This is a genomic window from Streptomyces sp. NPDC029956 (assembly GCF_055574655.1).
Genome location: NZ_JBVHZJ010000003.1, coordinates 203,665 through 221,309, shown reverse-complemented (window position 1 = coordinate 221,309; position 17,645 = coordinate 203,665). Strand labels below are relative to the sequence as shown.

Here is a 17,645-nt window from a genome sequence, read left to right as displayed (position 1 = left end):
TCCGTGCCGGGGCGGGTGGTGGTCAGTCCTGTGCGGCGAGGGCGGCGGAGAGGCGGTCGAGGGCGGGCTGCGCCTCGTACGGCGAGAGGGTGCTGCCGGCGAGGAACGCGAAGGCGAGCAGTCGTCCGTCGGCGGTGACGACGGTCCCGGCGAGGGTGTTGACGCCCGTCAGGGTGCCGGTCTTGGCGCGGACGAGTCCGGCGCCCTCGGTGGCGGGCGCGGTGTCGAAGCGCCCGGCGAGGGTGCCGGTGAAGCCGCCGACGGGCAGTCCGGTGAGGAGCGGGCGCAGGGCGGGGCGTGCGGGGTCGGCCGCTCGGGTGAGGAGTCCGGTGAGGAGGGCGGCGGAGATCCGGTCGCGGCGGTCGAGTCCGCTGCCGTCGGCGAAGCGGGCGCCGGCGACGGGGAGGCCGAGGCGGGCGAGTTCCTCCCGGACGGCCGTGGCGGCGCCTTCGAAGCTCGCGGGCTTCTTGCGGGCGAGGGCGGTCTGCCGGGCGAGCGCCTCGGCGAGGTCGTTGTCGCTGAGGGTGAGGGTGCGCTCGACGAGGTCGGCGAGGGGGTCGGAGTACGTACGGGCGAGGGGGGCGGCCTGGGGAGTGCGACCGGGGGCCGGGTCGCCGGTGACCTTGATGCCGGCCGCGGTGAGGTGGCCGGCGAAGGCGGCGGCGGTGTCGCCCGCGGGGTCGCCGGTGCGGGGTGCGGGGCCGCTCTCGCTGTCGTCGAGGCGTCCTTCGTCGGTCATGAGGGCGACGACGGGGGCGATGTTCTCGTTGGGGCCGATGGGGTGGATCGAGGGGCCCGGGTAGAGGTGCGTGTCGTACGTGAGGCGTACGGAGGTGTGGCCGCGGGCGGTCAGGGCGCGGGCGGTGTCGGTCGCGAGCGCCTTGAGGCGGACCGGGTCGAGCGTGGGGTCGCCGCCGCCGGTGAGGGTGACGGTCCGGCCGTCGGGGGCGGCGGTGACGGTGGTGGCGATGCGGTGGTCGGGGCCGAGGGCGGAGAGTGCGGCAGCGGCGGTGGCGATCTTGACCGTGGACGCGGGGGTCATGGGGGTGCCGGCGCCCTCGCCGTACAGCTGCCTGCCGGTGGCGGTGTCGACGACGGAGGCCGTGCGCAGCGGGCCGAGCCCGGGGTCGGCGAGGAGAGGTACGAGGCGGGCGGTGAGGTCCGCGGGGCGGCCGGCGGGGGCCGGGGCGTGCAGGGCGGTGAGGACGCCGGGTGCGCTGGGGGCGGGCGCGGGGCGCTTGGGCGGGGCGGGGGCGGGGGGCGGGGCGTGACGTGCGCCACCCGCCGCCGGGGCGGCGGCCCGGGCCCGCTCAGCCGTACGCTGACCCGAGTCCCACGGACCGGCCGCGGTCACCGCCACGGCGGCCAGCGCCAGTCCGAGGGCGGCGGAGCCCGCCGTGAGCTGCCACATCCTCGGCTCGGGCATTGCTGACCAGCCCCTTTCGCGATCACACACGTGCGTGAGGGACACTTAATCACCGCGCGTCGTCGCGAGCATTCACTTGTGTTGATTCAGGAGGAGCCACCCGTGGAGTTCGACGTTCTCATCGAGATCCCCAAGGGATCGCGTAACAAGTACGAGGTCGACCACGAGACGGGGCGCATCCGTCTGGACCGTCGTCTGTTCACGTCGACGGCCTACCCGACCGACTACGGCTACGTCGAGAACACCCTGGGTGAGGACGGCGACCCGCTGGACGCACTCGTCATCCTCGACGAGCCCACCTTCCCGGGCTGCCTGATCAAGTGCCGCGCGATCGGCATGTTCCGCATGACGGACGAGGCGGGCGGCGACGACAAGCTGCTGTGCGTCCCGGCCACGGACCCGCGCATGGAGCACCTGCGGGACATCCACCACGTGGCGGAGTTCGACCGCCTGGAGATCCAGCACTTCTTCGAGGTCTACAAGGACCTGGAGCCGGGCAAGTCGGTCGAGGGCGCCGACTGGGTCGGTCGCGCCGAGGCCGAGGAAGAGATCGAGAAGTCGTACGCGCGCGCCAAGGAGCAGGGCGGCCACTGAGCCGGTTCTGTTCTGAGCGTGTGAAGGCGGTGCACCCGTTGGGTGCACCGCCTTTCGCACATCCGTCGCACGCTCATACTGGAATCCACGGTTCCCAGGGAGTGAGGCGGTCAGAGTGGTGGCGGAGCCGGACGGCTCGAAGGACGATCCGGACGACGTCTCGGAGGACGTCCCGGAGGACGGCTCGGAGAACGATTCGGGGGACGGCCAGGAGAACGATCCGGGGGACGGCTCGGAGGACGGCCCGGGCCACGGTCCGTCAGGGGTCCCCGAGGACTCCCCGGAGGACCGGCCGGTGGACTCTCCGGAGGACTGGCCGGAGGACTGGCCGACGGATCGGAAGCCGTTGTCGGACGAGGCACGGAGCGCTTTCGTGCCGCCGGTCGGGGTGGAGCAGCCCGCGCCGCCGGAGGAGGAGCACCCGACCTCCGAGTTCGCCCTTCCCGCGGGGCTGACGACGGAGCCGCCGGCCGAGCAGGAGGGTTCGGCGTTCGCGCCGCCCGCCACGTACTCGGCGAAGAACTCCCCGCCCGCCTTCACTCCCGCCTACGGCGTGCCCCTGGTGCGGCTCTCGCAGAACGCGCCGTGGCAGGACCGGATGCGGACCATGCTGCGGCTCCCGGTGGGTGAGCGGCCGGTGCCCGAGGCGCCGCGCAAGGAGGACGAGAGCGGTCCCTCGGTGCCGCGTGTGCTCGACCTGACCCTGCGTATCGGCGAGCTGCTGCTCGCGGGCGGGGAGGGCGCGGAGGACGTCGAGGCGGCGATGTTCGCGATCTGCCGCTCGTACGGCCTGGACCGGGTCGAGCCGACGGTGACGTTCACCCTGTTGTCCGTCACGTACCAGCCGTCGCTCGTGGACGACCCGATCACGGCGAACCGGACGGTGCGACGCCGGGGCACGGACTACACGCGGCTCGCGGCGGTGTACACGCTGCTCGCGGACATCAACGCGCAGGCGCACGAGGTGACGCCCGAGGAGGCGTACGGACGGCTCGCGGAGATACGGCGCAACCGGCACCCGTATCCCGGCTGGGTCCTGACGGCGGCGGCGGGCGTGCTCGCCGGCGCGGCCTCGGTGCTGCTGGGCGGCGGTCCGACGGTGTTCTTCGTGGCGGCGCTGGGCGCGGTGCTCGGTGACCGGCTGGCGTGGCTGTTCGCCGGGCGCGGGATGCCGGAGTTCTACCAGTTCCTGGTGGCGGCGATGCCGCCGGCGGCGATGGGCGTGCTCCTGACGATGCTGCACGCCGACCTGCGGCCGTCGGCGGTGATCACCGGTGGTCTGTTCGCGCTGATCCCGGGGCGGGCGCTCGTGGCGGCGGTGCAGGACGGTCTGACCGGCTTCTACATCACGGCCTCGGCCCGGCTCCTGGAGGTCGCGTACTTCTTCGTCGCGATCGTGGTGGGCGTGCTGTCGGTGCTGTACATCGCCGTGCAGTTCGACGCGCAGCTGAACCCGGAGGGGACGCTGCAGGCGGCGGAGCGGCCGGTGACGCAGATCCTGGCGTCGATGGTGCTGTGCGCGACCTTCGCGATCCTGTTGCAGCAGTCGCGGGCGACGGTGCTCTTCGCGACGCTGAACGGCGGGGTCGCCTGGGTGATCTACGCGTCGATAGCGGTGACCGCGAACGGGTCGACGGTCATGGCGACGGCGGTGGCGGCGGGTCTGGTGGGCCTCTTCGGGCAGCTGATCGCCCGCTACGAGCACACCTCGTCGCTGCCGTACGTGACGGCGGCGATCGGCCCGCTGCTGCCCGGTTCGGCGACGTACTTCGGGGTGCTCGCGATCGCCCAGAACAACCTGGACCAGGGCTTCGCCTCGCTGGCGAAGGCGGCGGCGCTGGCCCTGGCGATCGCGATCGGGGTGAACCTGGGAGGCGAGCTGGCCCGCCTCTTCATGCAGGCCCCCGGTGCGGCCGCGGCCCGTCGTGCGGCCAAGCGGACCAGGGGCTTCTAGGGAGGGCCCGGCCCGTCGGCCGGGACACGGGAAAGGGCCCCGCACGGTGTGCGGGGCCCTTTCGGTGCTTCGGGTGGATCCGGGGTCAGCGCTTGGCGTGGCGGCCGCGGGGGCCCTGGGGGTTCGGGGTGCCGGGGGCGTCGTGGTCGCTGCCGTGGTCACCGCCCCTGGCCTGCGACTTCTTCGACTGGGAGCGGGCCCGGAGGTACTCGATCACGATCGGGACCACGGACAGCAGGACGATCCCGACGAGAATCATCTCGATGTGCTGGTGCACGAACTCGACCTTGCCGAGGGAGGCGCCGAGCAGCGTCACGCCCGCGCCCCACAGCACACCGCCGATGATGTTGTACGTGACGAACAGGCGGTAGTTCATGCGGCTGACACCGGCGATGATCGGCGTGAACGTCCGCACGATGGGGACGAAGCGGGCCAGGATCAGCGACTTCGGGCCGTGCTTCTCGAAGAACTCATGGGCCTTCTCGACGTTCTCCTGTTTGAAGAGCTTCGAGTCGGGGCGCTTGAAGAGAGACGGGCCGACCTTGCGTCCGAAGAGGTATCCGACCTGGTCGCCGAGGACCGCCGCGGCCACGATCAGCGTGCACATCAGCCACAGCGGCATGTCCAGCTTGCCGGTCGTGATCAGCAGGCCGGTGGTGAAGAGCAGCGAGTCGCCGGGCAGGAAGAACCCGATGAGGAGGCCGGACTCGGCGAAGACAATGGCCAGGACACCGATCGGACCAAAGGTCTGAATCAGATGGTCCGGGTCCAACCAGCTCGGTCCGAGGGCAAGCGTGTTCACGGGTTCCGGGCTCCTGCGGTCGGTGGGGGCATGGGGGACGGCTGGCCCCAAGCTATCAACGTGGGCCGGACGCGACCGGTTCCACCCGGGGCCCACGGGATGCGGAGAGGGCCCGCTCCCCTGAGGCTGGGGGGCCAGGAGGTGTATGCCGATGGGCATCGAGGAGTACGGAGGCGGCCAGGGGTCGCACCCCGACGTACTGGTCGTGACGACGAACGACGTGCCGGGCTTCGAGGTCCGGCAGGTGATCGGTGAGGTCTTCGGGCTCACCGTCCGCTCCCGCCATCTGGGCAGCCAGATCGGCGCGGGCCTCAAGTCGATGGTCGGCGGCGAGCTCAAGGGGCTCACGAAGACCCTCGTACAGACCCGGAACCAGGCCATGGAACGCCTGGTGGAGCAGGCTCGGGCGCGTGGAGCGAACGCCGTGCTGATGTTCCGCTTCGACGTGACCGACGCGGCGGACGTGGGCACGGAGGTGTGCGCGTACGGCACGGCGGTGGTGATCGCACCACGCGCCTGAGCCTTCGGCAGGGCCCTCAGGCCAGGCCCCGGGGCCCGAGGTCCGGGCCCCGGGACCCGGGACCCGGGCCCGGGTCCAGGCCGGGGGGCACCGGGTCAGGCTTCCGGAGCAGCCCCCAGGCGTGGCGCGTTCGCCCGGACGGCGGCGTGGAGGTGCTCGGGAAGGCAGTGGTGTCGGTACGCGTGTCAGCCTGGGGCCTGACGCGACGTGAAGTGCAAGTCCGCTCGACCCGATTTCCGGGATGTTATGCGGCATTTGCTCACTTATGGTGGGGCGGTGACCACCGATCACGTGCCGCCTGACCCGTCGTCCTCCGCCGACAAGACCCCCTTGCAGGTCCTGTTGCCGCAAGTGCTGCCCGCCCTGGTGATCGGGGTGGCGTCGAGCCTGCTGTACCTGGGCATCAGTGCACTCGCGGAGAAGTTCGAGAGCGTCCTCTGGGACGACTTGCCCGACGTCTTCGGCATCGGCGGCCACTCCTCCCTCTGGATCATCATCATGCTCACGGCGACCGGCATCGCCGTGGGGCTCGTCGTCTGGAAAGTCCCCGGACACGCCGGCCCCGATCCCGCCTCCACCGGCCTCGGCGGGACTCCGCTCGCCCTCATGGTCGTGCCGGGGCTCCTCCTCGCGAGCACGCTCGCGCTTGCCGGCGGTGTCAGTCTCGGCCCCGAGAACCCGATCATCGCGAGCAACATCGCCCTCACCTACTGGCTCGGCCGCAGGGTCGCGCCCGCGGTGCCGGGCGCCGCCTGGGTCGTCCTCGCCTCGTCCGCCACCATCGGCGCCCTCTTCGGCACCCCGGTGGCCGCCGCCCTCGTCATCTCTGAGGTCCTCGTCGGCCAGCCGGGACACGGCTCCCTCTGGGACCGGCTCTTCGCCCCGCTCGTCGCCGCCGGGGCCGGCTCCATGACCACCCAGTTGCTCGCCGATCCGAGCTTCGACATGGGCCTCCCGCCACTCACCGACCCCGGCTGGGGCGACCTGCTCGCCGCCCTGGTGATCGCCTCCGCCGCGGCCGCCTTCGGCCTCGCCTCCTGCTACCTCTTCCCCTACGCCCACGCCGTCTTCCGGCGGCTGCGCCACCCCATGGTGATGCTGCCCCTCGGTGGTCTCGCCCTCGGTCTCCTGGGCGCCCTCGGCGGGCCGCTGACCCTCTTCAAGGGCCTGGAACAGACCAGGGAACTGACCTCCTCGGTCGGCAGCTATTCCTCCGGCGAACTCGCCAAACTGGCCGCGGTCAAACTCGTGGCCCTCCTCGTCGCCGCCTCCTGCGGCTTCCGGGGCGGCCGGATCTTCCCCGCCGTCTTCATCGGGGCCGCGTTCGGACTGTTCGCCCAGGCCCTCGTCCCCGAGGTCCATCCGGCGGTCGCCGTCTCCTCCGCCGTCCTCGGCGTCCTGCTCGCCACCACCCGGCAGGGCTGGATCAGCCTCTTCACCGGCGCCGTCCTCGCCTCCTCCCCCGCGATGCTCGCCCTCCTCTGCCTGGCCTCCCTCCCCGCCTGGCTGATCGTCACCGGCCGCCCCCAGCTCGAACTCGACACCCAGGGCAGATCCCTGCACTGAACCCTCCCCCTCGGGAGACCCTCCCCGCCGGACAGAAGGAGTCCCCATGCCGCTCCACCAGGGGCCCGCCGCCTCCACCACCGAGCCCATCCGCCGGCTCGCCCTCAACCCGTTCTTCGGGGAGGCCGCCAACCCGGTCGGCGGAATGACCGAGGCCCCGCCCCACCACCGGCTGCCCGAGGGACCGCTGCCCCCGGCGAGCGCCTACCAGCTCGTCCACGACGAGCTGATGCTCGACGGCAACTCCCGGCTCAACCTCGCCACCTTCGTCACCACCTGGATGGAGCCCCAGGCGGGCGTCCTGATGGCCGAGTGCCGCGACAAGAACATGATCGACAAGGACGAGTACCCGCGCACCGCCGAACTGGAGCGCCGCTGCGTCGCCATGCTCGCTCAACTGTGGCACGCCCCGGACCCGGCCGCGGCCGTCGGCTGCTCGACCACCGGCTCCAGCGAGGCCTGCATGCTCGCCGGCATGGCCCTCAAGCGCCGCTGGACCAAGCGGAACACCGACCGCTACCCGGGCGCCGCCCGCCCCAACCTGGTCATGGGTGTCAACGTCCAGGTCTGCTGGGAGAAGTTCTGCAACTTCTGGGAGGTCGAGGCCCGGCTCGTCCCCATGGAGGGCGACCGCTTCCACCTCGACGCCGAGTCCGCCGCCGCACTCTGCGACGAGAACACCATCGGCGTCGTCGCCGTCCTCGGATCGACCTTCGACGGCTCCTACGAACCCGTCGCCGAGATCTGCGCCGCTCTGGACGCCCTCCAGGAACGCACCGGCCTCGACATCCCCGTCCACGTCGACGGAGCCTCCGGCGCCATGGTCGCCCCCTTCGTCGACGAAGACCTGATCTGGGACTTCCGGCTCCCCCGGGTCTCCTCCATCAACACCTCCGGTCACAAGTACGGCCTGGTCTACCCGGGCGTCGGCTGGGCCCTGTGGCGCTCCCCCGCCGAACTCCCCGAGGAGCTCGTCTTCCGCGTCAACTACCTGGGCGGCGACATGCCCACCTTCGCCCTCAACTTCTCCCGGCCGGGCGCCCAGGTCGTCGCGCAGTACTACACCTTCCTCAGGCTCGGCCGGGAGGGCTACCGGGCGGTGCAGCAGACCTCCCGCGACATCGCCCGCGGCCTCTCCGAACGGATTGAGGCCATGGGCGACTTCCAGCTCCTCACCCGCGGCAACCAACTGCCCGTCTTCGCCTTCACCACCGCCCCTGACGTCACCTCCTTCAACGTCTTCGACGTCTCTCGACGGCTACGCGAACAAGGCTGGCTGGTCCCCGCCTACACCTTCCCCGCCAACCGCGAGGACCTGTCCGTGCTGCGCGTGGTCTGCCGCAACGGCTTCTCCGCCGACCTCGCCGGACTCCTCATCGAGGACCTGAGCCGGCTGCTGCCCGAACTGCGGAGCCAGTCCAGGCCGTTCACCCAGGACACGAGCGCGGCGACCTCCTTCCACCACTAGGTCCTGTCGTCACACTCCCGGGTCTTCGCAGGCCAGCCGGAACTTCGACCAGCGCACCCCGTCCACGGTCAGCGCGTACTCGCAGGGCGAGCCCTCGCGCAGCAGGCCCAGCGGGGTGCGGCGGACGTGGTGCGTCCCGTCGTCCAGCCGGACGAACGTACGGCCGCCGTCCACGCTCCCGTACCCCGAGAGCTCCGCGTCGATCTCCACCCGGCCACCGGGCCCCGGGACCGGCAGGCCGAGCAGGGTCCGGGGCTGTTCGCTCGGCCCCGTCGTCCACATCCGCTGCCAGGTCCTCCCGCCGTCCACCGAACGGTGCAACGCCCGCATCGGGTTCTTCACGGGCTCCCCGCCCGTCAGCTCCCCCATCTCCGCCGCGTACACCGCGTCCCTGCCCACCGCCACCGCCGTGTGCCACCCGGGACTCGCGACGGGACTCGGCAGCCTGCTGACCGTCCAGCCGCGTCCCCCGTCCCGGGAGACGGCGACCGCCGCCCGCCCCGACAGCGGGTCCGTGCCCGAGACCCACCAGGACCCGTCGGGCTCCGGCTGCTCCTGGGGCCGGGGATGCGCCCCCAGGAGGGGCACCCGGGCCAGCGCACGGCGCCGCCCGTCCTGAGGCGAGATCACCACGAGACGCTGCCGCTCGCAGTCGTCCGGCGAGGCGGCGGAGGGCGCGGCGCAGTCGGTGCCGAGCACCGCCCCCTCGGGTATCTCCGGGGTCGTCCCGACCGAACGCCGGTCGCCCGCCCGCCAGGTGCGCCCGCCGTCCTCGGTGAACCAGGTCCGCGAGCCCGGCTCGGCGCCGCCCTCCTCGACGAGCGCCCGGCCGGGGCCGAGGGGCACCAGGTTCGCCGAGACGCCGTCCCCCGACACCCGGGGCAGCGGGGACCGCCGCAGCACCCATTCCTTCGCTCCGGCGTCCCGCACGGCCACGTGCTGCCGGCAGAAGCCGTTCTCCGGGGCCGCCGGGTCGCTCACGCACGAGGCGAGCAGCGCGAACCCGCTGCCGTCCCGCGCGAAGCCCAGACCGTGCGCCCAGCCGGGCAGCCCGGGCGCGGACGGAATCCGGGGCGGCGCCCCGAACAGCCCCGGGTCCGGACGCGCCACCGGCCCCTTCCCGGCCGGCCACGAACCCCCCGGGGCCCCCGAGCCGGCCGAGCTCCGCGAGGCCCCCGGACTCCCCGACCCGCCTTCCTCCACAGCCGACTTCGGCCCCGTACACCCGCTCAGCACCACCAGCACCAGCGCCACGGCGGCGCCGGCCACTCCTCCCACGAGCCTGCGCATCGCACGTCCCCCTGTCCTGCTTCGGGCGGTCCGCGGTGAACCGCTGCTTTCAATACACCGCTCACCGCCCCGGGGTTCCCATCTCCGCGCCGCTCCTTCCCCACTACTTCCCGAGCCGCCCGAACTTCCTGACCGCCAGCGGGAAGAAGACCGCGAGCAGCACCAGCGGCCACACCACCGCCGCCCAGACGTGCCCCGGCTCGCCGCCCGGATTGCCGAAGAGGTCACGGACCGCCGTCGCGGTCGCCGACATCGGGTTCCACTCCACGAACGTGCCGAGCCAGCCGGGCATCGAGTCCGGCGAGGCGAAGGCGTTGGAGAGGAAGCCGATGGGCCACACCAGGATCTGCACCGCCTGCACCAGCTCGGCCCGCCCCGCGACCAGCGCGAGGAAGATCCCGATCCAGAGCATCGCGAACCGCAGCAGAAGCAGCAGCCCCAGCGCCCCCAGGGTGCTCCCCAGGCCGCCGTCGGCCCGCCAGCCGATCGCGTACCCGACGCCGACCATCACGAGCAGCCCCACCGCCGACTGGAGCATGTCGGCGGCCGCCCGCCCGACGAGCACGGCGCCGTCGGTCATCGGCATCGCCCGGAAGCGGTCGATCACCCCCTTGTTCAGGTCCTGGGTCACCGCCGTCATGGTGCCTTCGAGCCCGAACACCATGGTCAGCGTGAGCATCCCGGGCACCAGGAAGTCGACGTAGTCGCCGTCGACGCTCCGCCCGCCGCCGACCAGATAGCCGAACATCAGCAGCATCATCACCGGGAACACGAGCCCGACCAGGACCTGCACCGGCTGCCGCGCCCAGTGCGCCAGCTCCCGGCGGGTCATCGTCCAGCAGTCGCTCACCACGTACGCCGCACTCATGCCGCCACCTCCTTCTCCTGACGCCCGCCCGACGCACCCGCCACATCCGAACCACCCGACGTATCCGACCCGCCCGACCCGCCCGTCAGATGCAGGAAGACCTCGTCCAGCGTCGGCCGCCTCAGGGCGATGTCCTCCGCCTCGATCCTGGCCGCCGCCAGCACCCGCACCGTCTCGGTGAGCGAGGCCATCCGGTCCGCCACCGGTGCGCTGAGCCGCCGCCGGTCGGCGTCCACGCTCACCTCGGCCCGCGGCACCGGCAGCAGCCCGGCCGCCTCGTCGAGCCGCGCCCCGTCCCGTACGACCACGTCGATGCGGTCCACGCCGACCCGTGCCTTGAGCTCGTCGGCCGTGCCGTCGGCCACGACCCGCCCCTGGTCCACGACCGAGATCCGGTCGGCGAGCTGGTCGGCCTCCTCCAGGTACTGCGTGGTCAGCAGCACCGTGGTGCCCCCGCCGACGAGCGAGCGCACCGACTCCCAGACCTCGCCACGCCCGCGTGGATCGAGTCCCGTCGTCGGCTCGTCGAGGAAGAGCACCTCGGGCTCCGTGATCAACGAGGCCGCCAGGTCGAGCCGCCGCCGCATGCCCCCGCTGAACTGCTTGACCGGCTTGCGGCCGGTGTCGGTGAGGCCGAAGCGCTCCAGGAGCTCCTCGGCCCGCGCACCCGCGCGCCGCGCGCCCAGGTGGTGGAGCCGGCCGAACATCTCCAGGTTCTGCCGGCCGCCCAGCTCCTCGTCGAGGGCGGCGTGCTGTCCGAGCAGCCCGATCCGCCGCCGTACCTCGCGGGCCTCGGCGCGTACGTCGTACCCCGCCACCCGCACCAGACCCTCGTCGTGGCGCAGCAGGGTGGCCAGGATCCGTACGGTCGTCGTCTTGCCCGCTCCGTTGGGGCCGAGCAGACCGTGCACCGTGCCGCGCCGGACCGTGAGGTCGAGTCCGGCCAGGGCGTCCTTCTCGCCGTACCGCTTGCGTGCGCCCTCCACGAGGATCACGTCCCCAGTCGCCGTCATGTCGATTCCTCCAGAAATCGTCGTAGTCAAATTTGACCAGTCACCGCCGACGGAGCACGGTATGCGCTTCACAGGGGTTAGTCAAACTTGATTAGCTTGCATCTCCAGTCGAACCGGATCAGGTCCTGCACTCGGCCGGATCGCGCACCCGGCCAGCACCGTGCACCCGGTCAGACCGTGCACACGGCCAGGCCACACGCGGTCGGGTCGCCCACCCGATCAGGTCGCGAAGGGGTTCTCCTCGCCCTCCGCGAGCACGCCCACGAAGGGATCACCCTCGCCCGCGAACACATACGCCCCGCCCTCGATCCGCTCGATCAGGCCCAGCGTCCACTCCTTGCCGGCGTCCGCCGAGTGGACCCACAGGTGCATGATCTCGCCGATGTGCCCGAGCTGACCGGGGCCGCCCTCCGGCGTGTAGTACTCCGTGACCGCCGTCCGCCACTCGTCGAGCGCCCGCACCCGCTGCCGCAGCAGCTCCGCGGCCTCCTCCCGGGGCAGGTCCACGATGAAGCCGATGCCCGCCGACAGGACGTCCATCTTCTGGTCGTACGTGGTCAGCGCCTCGCGCAGCAGGGCGAAGTACTCCTGGAGGCCCTGCTCCGTCAACTCGTACTCGACACGCGGGGGCCCGCCCACCGCGCTCGGCGCCACCTCGTGCGCGTGCAGCAGTCCCTGCTTCGCCATCTGCTTCAGCGCGTGATAGATCGAGCCGGGCTTGGCGTGGGACCACTCGTGTGCGCCCCAGTACTCCAGATCGTTGCGGACCTGGTAGCCGTGGGCGCGGCCGTGCTGTTTCACCGCGCCCAGGACGAGAAGACGGATCGCCGACATCCCACGTACCTCCTAGTCAATTTTGACCAGGGTACGCGCGCGGGGTCACCGGCCCTGCTCCGCCGCGATCAGTTCGAAGGAGCCCTTGCCGTCCAGGGACTCACGGATGACGTCGGCGTGCCCGGCGTGCCGGCCCGCCTCCTGCACCAGGTGGAGCAGCATCCAGCGCATGGAGACCCGTCCGTCCACGGGGAACCAGGGCGCCTCGGGCAGCGGGAAGGTGTCGTCCAGGCTGGGCACCGAGCGGACGAACTCCTCGGTCTCCTTCGCCACGCCCGCCCAGAACTCCACGATCTCCGGGATCGTCTCGTCGCCCACGAGCCGGAAGCCCTCGCCCCAGGTCTCCTGGGTGCGCTGACGCTCGTTGGGCTGCTGCTGCGCCAGTCGGAGCCAGTTGAGCTCGACCTCGGCGACGTGCTTGAGCAGCCCGGAGAGGCTGAGCTCGCTGACGCTGGGGCGGCTCGCCGCCTGCTCCTCGGTGAGACCGAGGAGCGAGCGGCGGATCGCGGCGCGCTGCGCCTCGACGAAGTTCAGGAGCGCGCCGCGCTCGTCGCCGTGGGTCTCCGTGGGAACGAGAGCCACCATGATGTCCGCCTTCCGTAGCCGAATCGCTTGTGTCGCCCGGTCCGGGTAGGCCCCGACCTTCTCGACACCCCTTACGCTACGGACCCTTGCGGACAACTACTGTCCTAGAAGGGGAACCGGCTCCGGCCGTGCTGGATCGAGATCCACTTCTGGGTGGTGAAGCTCTCCACCATCGCCTCGCCGTTGAGCCGCCCGATGCCGGAGTGCTTCTCACCGCCGAAGGGCACGATCGGCTCGTCGTGCACGGTGCCGTCGTTGATGTGGATCATGCCGGTGTGGATGCGCTTGGCGACCCGTACGCCCCGCTCGACGTTCCCCGTGTGGACGGCGCCGCTGAGCCCGTACGGGGTGTCGTTGGCGATCCGCACGGCCTCCTCCTCGCCGTCGAACGGGACGATCAGGGCGACCGGACCGAAGATCTCCTGGCCCAGGATCGGGGCGTCCGGGGCGAAGCCGGTGAGGACGGACGGGGAGACGAGGTTGCCGTCGACCGTGCCGTGCAGGAGCGCCGTGGCGCCGGCCTCGACCGTCTGGTCGACGAGCGAGGAGACGGCCTCCGCCTGCTGGGAGTTGATGAGCGGGCCGATGTGGGTGGCGGGGTCGGCGGGGTCACCGACGCGCAGGGTCTTCACCTTCGCCACGAACTTCTCGGTGAACTCCTCCTCCACCGTCCGGTCCACCAGGATCCGGTTGGCGGCCATGCAGACCTGGCCCTGGTGCACGAAGCGGCTGAAGACGGCCGCGTCGACCGCGTAGTCCACGTCGGCGTCGTCGAGCACGATCAGGGCGCTGTTGCCGCCGAGTTCGAGGACGGCGTGCTTGAAGTTCTGCGCGCAGACCGTGGCGACGTGACGGCCGACCTTGTCGGAGCCGGTGAAGGAGATGACCTTCGGGACGGGGTGGGTCAGCAGCGCGTCGCCGATCTCGGCGATGTCGGTGACGACGACGTTCAGCAGACCGGCCGGCAGACCGGCCTCCTCCAGGACCTTGGCGACGAGGGTGCCGCCGCAGATCGGGGTGTTCTGGTGCGGCTTGAGGACGACGGCGTTGCCGAGGGCCAGCGCGGGCGCGACCGACTTGATCGACAGGAGGAAGGGGAAGTTGAAGGGGGAGATGACACCGACGACGCCGACCGGGACGCGGTAGACGCGGTTCTCCTTGCCGTCGACCGGGGACGGCAGGATGCGCCCCTCGGGGCGCAGCGCCAGCTGCACCGCCTCGCGCAGGAACTCCTTGGCGAGGTGCAGTTCGAAGGCCGCCTTGAGACGGGTGCCGCCGAGCTCGGCGACGATCGTCTCGGCGATCTCCTCCTCGCGGTCCTCGACGATCCGCAGCGCGCGCTCGAAGACGAGCCGGCGGGTGTAGGGGTTCGTCTCGGCCCACTCCGCCTGGGCGCGCTCCGCGGCCCGGTACGCGCGGTCGACCTCACCGGCGGTGGCGACCGTGATCGACGCGAGCTTCTCCCCCGTGTAGGGGTTGAAGTCGATGATGTCCCACGAGCCGCTGCCCGGCTTCCACTCGCCGTCGATGTACTGGTGGGCCAGGTCGGTGAAGTGCGACATGGATCGAGACCCCTCTACCCGCTCTACTTCCGCACGGATGACAGAAGTGACGTCGAAACGCCGAAACGTCGGAACTGATGTCACGTCATCGTACTGATGTGTCAGGTGAGTTGGAGGAGTCCCCGCAGAAGGTCACGACTTTCGGCCGGATCCGGGCCTTCCTTCTGCAGTCGCTCCATCACGCGCTGGTACTGGGCGACCTCCTCGCGCTTGTCGAGGTAGAGGGCGCTGGTGAGTTGCTCCAGGTAGACGATGTCGGAGAGGTCGGACTCGGGGAAGCTCAGCATCGTGAAGGCGCCGCTCTCGCCGGCGTGCCCGCCGAAGCTGAAGGGCATGATCTGGAGCGTGACGCCCGGGTGTTCGGAGATCTCGATCAGATGCCTCAACTGGCCCCGCATGACGGAGCGGTCGCCGTAGGGGCGGCGCAGCGCGGCCTCGTCGAGGACGGCGTGGAACTGCGGGGCGCGCTCGGAGACGAGGACCTTCTGCCGTTCGAGGCGGAGTGCGACGCGGCGGTCGATCTCGGCGGCCGGGGCGTCGGGCATGCCCCGGGTGACGACGGCCTGGGCGTACGCCTCGGTCTGCAACAGGCCGTGGACGAACTGCACTTCGTAGACACGGATGAGGGAGGCGGCGCCCTCCAGGCCGATGTACGTCTGGAACCAGCCCGGCAGGACGTCGCCGAAGCTGTGCCACCAGCCGGCGACGTTGGCCTCGCGGGCGAGCCCGAGGAGCGAGCCGCGCTCGGCCTCGTCCCCGACCCCGTACAGCGTGAGCAGATCCTCGACGTCCCTGGCCTTGAAGCTCACCCGTCCCAACTCCATACGGCTGATCTTGGATTCGGACGCACGGATCGAGTAACCGGCCGCCTCGCGGGTGATCCCGCGCGACTCGCGCAACCGCCTCAGCTGTGAGCCCAGCAGGATGCGCCGCACCACACTCCCGCTCGCTCCGCCCGATTCGCCTGCGGTCACGGCTCCCAGCCTCCCCTTACGGTGTCGAGCCCCCGTCGAGCCCCGGATTCTGCCACCAAACGCTTCAGCGCGTACACATTCGATTACGGAAAGACGGCGAGTTCCGGGCAGTAGCGGAAAGTTGCCCTCCGGAGGCGGACGACTTATGCACAGATTAGGCACGGGGACGGACAGGTCCGGCGCGTGCACGTGCATCTGCCCTTGCATCCAGTGGTCGCATTCGGAACCATGGACCCCGCGCAGCCGCGTACTCGTTCGTGTTGTCGTGTTGTCGCACCACAGTCGCGATTCCCGGGAGTGCCTCGCATGGGGACGAATGGATCGACCGTGCTCGAGCCGTTACGGCAGGGCCTTCCGCCGATCGATCCCGGCGCCGTCTCCACCTCCGCATCGTGCGCGCTGCCCGCGCGGTTCGAAGCCGTGCGCGGGGCCCGGAAGTTCACCAGTGCGACGCTCGACCGCTGGGATCTGGCCGAGCGCTTCGACGACGTGGCCCTGGTCGTCTCCGAGCTCGTCACCAACGCGCTGCGCCATGCGGTGCCCGCCGACGCGCCCCAGGAAGAAGGCCAGAACCCACCGGTTCGCCTGCATCTGATGCGCTGGTCCTCGCGCCTGGTGTGCGCCGTGCGCGACCCCAGCAGGGAGAGCCCGGAGGCGCGCGGCGGCGAGGAGGACTTCGCCGCCGAGTCGGGACGCGGACTGTTCCTGGTGGACTCGTTCAGCGACAGCTGGGGGTGGCATCCGCTCGCCGGCACGCTGCGGGGCAAAGTGGTGTGGGCGCTGTTCCGGATAGGGCCGGAGTAGCCGCACCGCACACCGCACGCAGGGAAGAAGGGCCCGGGCGCATCCGCCGGGGCCCTTCTTCCGTATGTCCGTCTGACCTCATGCACGTCTCGCTGTCCGCGGCTCGCCGTCCGCCGGCCGTGGCCCGCGCACGCGTGTCCGCTCACACCAGGTGGTCGAACTCGCCGTCCTTCACGCCGAGGAGGAGCGCCTCAATCTCCGCGGGCGTGTAGACGAGGGCGGGGCCTTCGGGGTGGCGCGAGTTGCGTACGGCAACGTTTCCCCCCGGCAGTTTGGCGAACTCCACGCACGATCCCTGGGAGTTGCTGTGCCTGCTCTTCTGCCACACGACGCCTCGCAGCTCCGTGGCCGCCATGCCGTTGTACGCGCGATGCGCATGATGCACTGGTAGCTCCCCGAGTTGCTTGGTGCAGGTGTCAACTTCCTCGGATCATAGCTGTGTTCATATGCCAATGCATGAGCAGATGCACGTGCACGGGGGGTGGCGTAGCGGCTACGCGACAGAGCGTGCTACCAGCGAGTACAGCGCCTCGCCCACCCCTCACCCTACGGGTCGCGATCTTCGTCCGAGCGCCCAGGAAGGCACCGTCCCCGCTCAGCCGGCGTCGCCCCTGGGGATCAGAGGCAGCTCGGAGAGGAGCTTGCCCGCCCGGTCGTACAGCGCCGTGCCGACCTCCCCCATCCCCGGCCCGGTGTGCGTGTACCAGACGCCCCAGCCCGGCCTGCCCGGGAGTTCGAGCAGGGTGGCGACGACCGTGCGGCCCTCGGCGTTCCTCAGCTCGACGCGGCCCGCGGCACGGGTGCCGTAGTAGAGCCCCGAGTGGAAGGCCCCCTTCGGGCCCCCCTGGCTCTGGTGGCTCACGCCCGGCTCGGCCACGTCGATGTTGCCGTCGGTGACGCTGCGGACGTTCTCGTAGCCGTCCGGCCCGGCCCAGTGCTTGCCCTCCGCCGTCAGCCAGACCTGCCAGCCCTTCCCTGCGTTCACCCGCTCGCCGGAGGCCACGACCTTGATCGGGGTCGGTTCCGGCGGCGGCGGCTTCTCGCTCGTGCGTACGGACGGCGCCGAGGTCGGGACGACGGTCGGCGGGACGGCGACGGGGGCCGGACCCGAGGCCGCCGGGGTCGGGCGTACGGGAGTCAGGACGACGACGACGGCCACCACGGCCGTCGCGACCGCGAGCACCGAGAGGGCCGAAAGCACGGTCGTACGGCGCCGCCGGCGTGCCCGGCCCGCCCGCCGGACGGCCGCCAGCGGGACCGGACCCGGGGTGATGTCGGAGGCGGCCCGCGCGAACACCGCGTGCAGGTCGGACTCAGAGCGGGGCCCGGGACCGCGGTGGGGGCGCGAACGGCGATCGGGGTCGGGTCGCGGGTCGGGCTGGGGG

The 17,645-nt window shown here is 71.5% G+C and carries 17 protein-coding genes; 6 read left to right on the top strand and 11 right to left on the bottom strand.

Annotated features, from left to right (window positions below; genetic code table 11):
* Nucleotides 1-22: 22 nt before the first annotated feature.
* Entirely contained in the window at nucleotides 23-1,426 is a 1,404-nt protein-coding gene (gene dacB / locus ACZ4XX_RS03495) for a D-alanyl-D-alanine carboxypeptidase/D-alanyl-D-alanine endopeptidase (protein ID WP_468506319.1), read from the bottom strand.
* Between the two features lie 102 nt (nucleotides 1,427-1,528).
* Here dacB and ACZ4XX_RS03490 point away from each other — a divergent pair, with 102 nt between their 5' ends.
* Both ACZ4XX_RS03490 and ACZ4XX_RS03485 read left to right on the top strand, forming a co-directional pair.
* Nucleotides 1,529-2,020, top strand: a complete 492-nt coding sequence (locus ACZ4XX_RS03490; RefSeq protein WP_024758444.1) for an inorganic diphosphatase — start codon at nucleotides 1,529-1,531, stop codon at nucleotides 2,018-2,020.
* 295 nt (nucleotides 2,021-2,315) lie between these two features.
* On the top strand, nucleotides 2,316-3,974 hold the full coding sequence (locus tag ACZ4XX_RS03485; protein ID WP_468506383.1) for a threonine/serine exporter family protein: 1,659 nt from the start codon (nucleotides 2,316-2,318) through the stop codon (nucleotides 3,972-3,974).
* Between the two features lie 85 nt (nucleotides 3,975-4,059).
* Here ACZ4XX_RS03485 and ACZ4XX_RS03480 read toward each other — a convergent pair whose 3' ends face one another.
* Nucleotides 4,060-4,776: a DedA family protein gene (locus ACZ4XX_RS03480; RefSeq protein ID WP_468506318.1), complete on the bottom strand. Its 717-nt coding sequence runs from the start codon at nucleotides 4,774-4,776 to the stop codon at nucleotides 4,060-4,062.
* A 151-nt stretch (nucleotides 4,777-4,927) separates the two neighbouring features.
* On the opposite strand from ACZ4XX_RS03480, the gene ACZ4XX_RS03475 reads away from it, so the two are divergent.
* From ACZ4XX_RS03475 to ACZ4XX_RS03465, 3 genes are all read left to right on the top strand, one after another.
* Nucleotides 4,928-5,296: a YbjQ family protein gene (locus ACZ4XX_RS03475; protein WP_318210619.1), complete on the top strand. Its 369-nt coding sequence runs from the start codon at nucleotides 4,928-4,930 to the stop codon at nucleotides 5,294-5,296.
* 276 nt (nucleotides 5,297-5,572) lie between these two features.
* Complete coding sequence (locus tag ACZ4XX_RS03470; RefSeq protein ID WP_468506317.1) at nucleotides 5,573-6,862, top strand: ion channel protein; 1,290 nt, start codon at nucleotides 5,573-5,575, stop codon at nucleotides 6,860-6,862.
* Nucleotides 6,863-6,908: 46 nt separating this feature from the next.
* The gene (locus tag ACZ4XX_RS03465; protein WP_468506316.1) at nucleotides 6,909-8,330 is read left to right on the top strand and encodes a glutamate decarboxylase; all 1,422 of its coding nucleotides are present in this window, start codon (nucleotides 6,909-6,911) and stop codon (nucleotides 8,328-8,330) included.
* Nucleotides 8,331-8,339: 9 nt separating this feature from the next.
* Here the strand turns inward: ACZ4XX_RS03465 and ACZ4XX_RS03460 are convergent, their stop codons facing one another.
* The 7 genes from ACZ4XX_RS03460 to ACZ4XX_RS03430 form a co-directional block, all read right to left on the bottom strand.
* Nucleotides 8,340-9,440, bottom strand: a complete 1,101-nt coding sequence (locus ACZ4XX_RS03460; RefSeq protein ID WP_468506315.1) for a WD40/YVTN/BNR-like repeat-containing protein — start codon at nucleotides 9,438-9,440, stop codon at nucleotides 8,340-8,342.
* A 283-nt stretch (nucleotides 9,441-9,723) separates the two neighbouring features.
* Nucleotides 9,724-10,488, bottom strand: a complete 765-nt coding sequence (locus ACZ4XX_RS03455) for an ABC transporter permease (RefSeq protein ID WP_468506314.1) — start codon at nucleotides 10,486-10,488, stop codon at nucleotides 9,724-9,726.
* Nucleotides 10,485-11,501, bottom strand: a complete 1,017-nt coding sequence (locus ACZ4XX_RS03450; RefSeq protein WP_468506313.1) for an ATP-binding cassette domain-containing protein — start codon at nucleotides 11,499-11,501, stop codon at nucleotides 10,485-10,487. The genes ACZ4XX_RS03455 and ACZ4XX_RS03450 overlap by 4 nt, the downstream gene beginning before the upstream one ends.
* A 219-nt stretch (nucleotides 11,502-11,720) precedes the next feature.
* Nucleotides 11,721-12,335, bottom strand: coding sequence for a PadR family transcriptional regulator (locus ACZ4XX_RS03445; RefSeq protein WP_468506312.1), 615 nt, complete (start codon nucleotides 12,333-12,335; stop codon nucleotides 11,721-11,723).
* Nucleotides 12,336-12,380: 45 nt separating this feature from the next.
* Nucleotides 12,381-12,920 carry a DinB family protein gene (locus ACZ4XX_RS03440; RefSeq protein ID WP_468506311.1) on the bottom strand — a complete coding sequence of 180 codons (540 nt, stop codon included), beginning with the start codon at nucleotides 12,918-12,920 and terminating at the stop codon, nucleotides 12,381-12,383.
* Nucleotides 12,921-13,024: 104 nt separating this feature from the next.
* Nucleotides 13,025-14,482 (bottom strand): aldehyde dehydrogenase family protein, encoded by a 1,458-nt coding sequence (locus ACZ4XX_RS03435; RefSeq protein ID WP_468506310.1) that lies wholly within the window; start codon nucleotides 14,480-14,482, stop codon nucleotides 13,025-13,027.
* A 101-nt stretch (nucleotides 14,483-14,583) separates the two neighbouring features.
* Complete coding sequence (locus ACZ4XX_RS03430; RefSeq protein ID WP_468506309.1) at nucleotides 14,584-15,456, bottom strand: helix-turn-helix domain-containing protein; 873 nt, start codon at nucleotides 15,454-15,456, stop codon at nucleotides 14,584-14,586.
* Nucleotides 15,457-15,762: 306 nt separating this feature from the next.
* On the opposite strand from ACZ4XX_RS03430, the gene ACZ4XX_RS03425 reads away from it, so the two are divergent.
* Entirely contained in the window at nucleotides 15,763-16,260 is a 498-nt protein-coding gene (locus ACZ4XX_RS03425) for an ATP-binding protein (protein WP_468506308.1), read from the top strand.
* Between the two features lie 142 nt (nucleotides 16,261-16,402).
* Here the strand turns inward: ACZ4XX_RS03425 and ACZ4XX_RS03420 are convergent, their stop codons facing one another.
* On the bottom strand, nucleotides 16,403-16,615 hold the full coding sequence (locus ACZ4XX_RS03420; protein WP_173861569.1) for a DUF397 domain-containing protein: 213 nt from the start codon (nucleotides 16,613-16,615) through the stop codon (nucleotides 16,403-16,405).
* Nucleotides 16,616-16,855: 240 nt separating this feature from the next.
* Nucleotides 16,856-17,557, bottom strand: coding sequence for a hypothetical protein (locus ACZ4XX_RS03415; protein WP_468506307.1), 702 nt, complete (start codon nucleotides 17,555-17,557; stop codon nucleotides 16,856-16,858).
* Nucleotides 17,558-17,645: the final 88 nt, after the last annotated feature.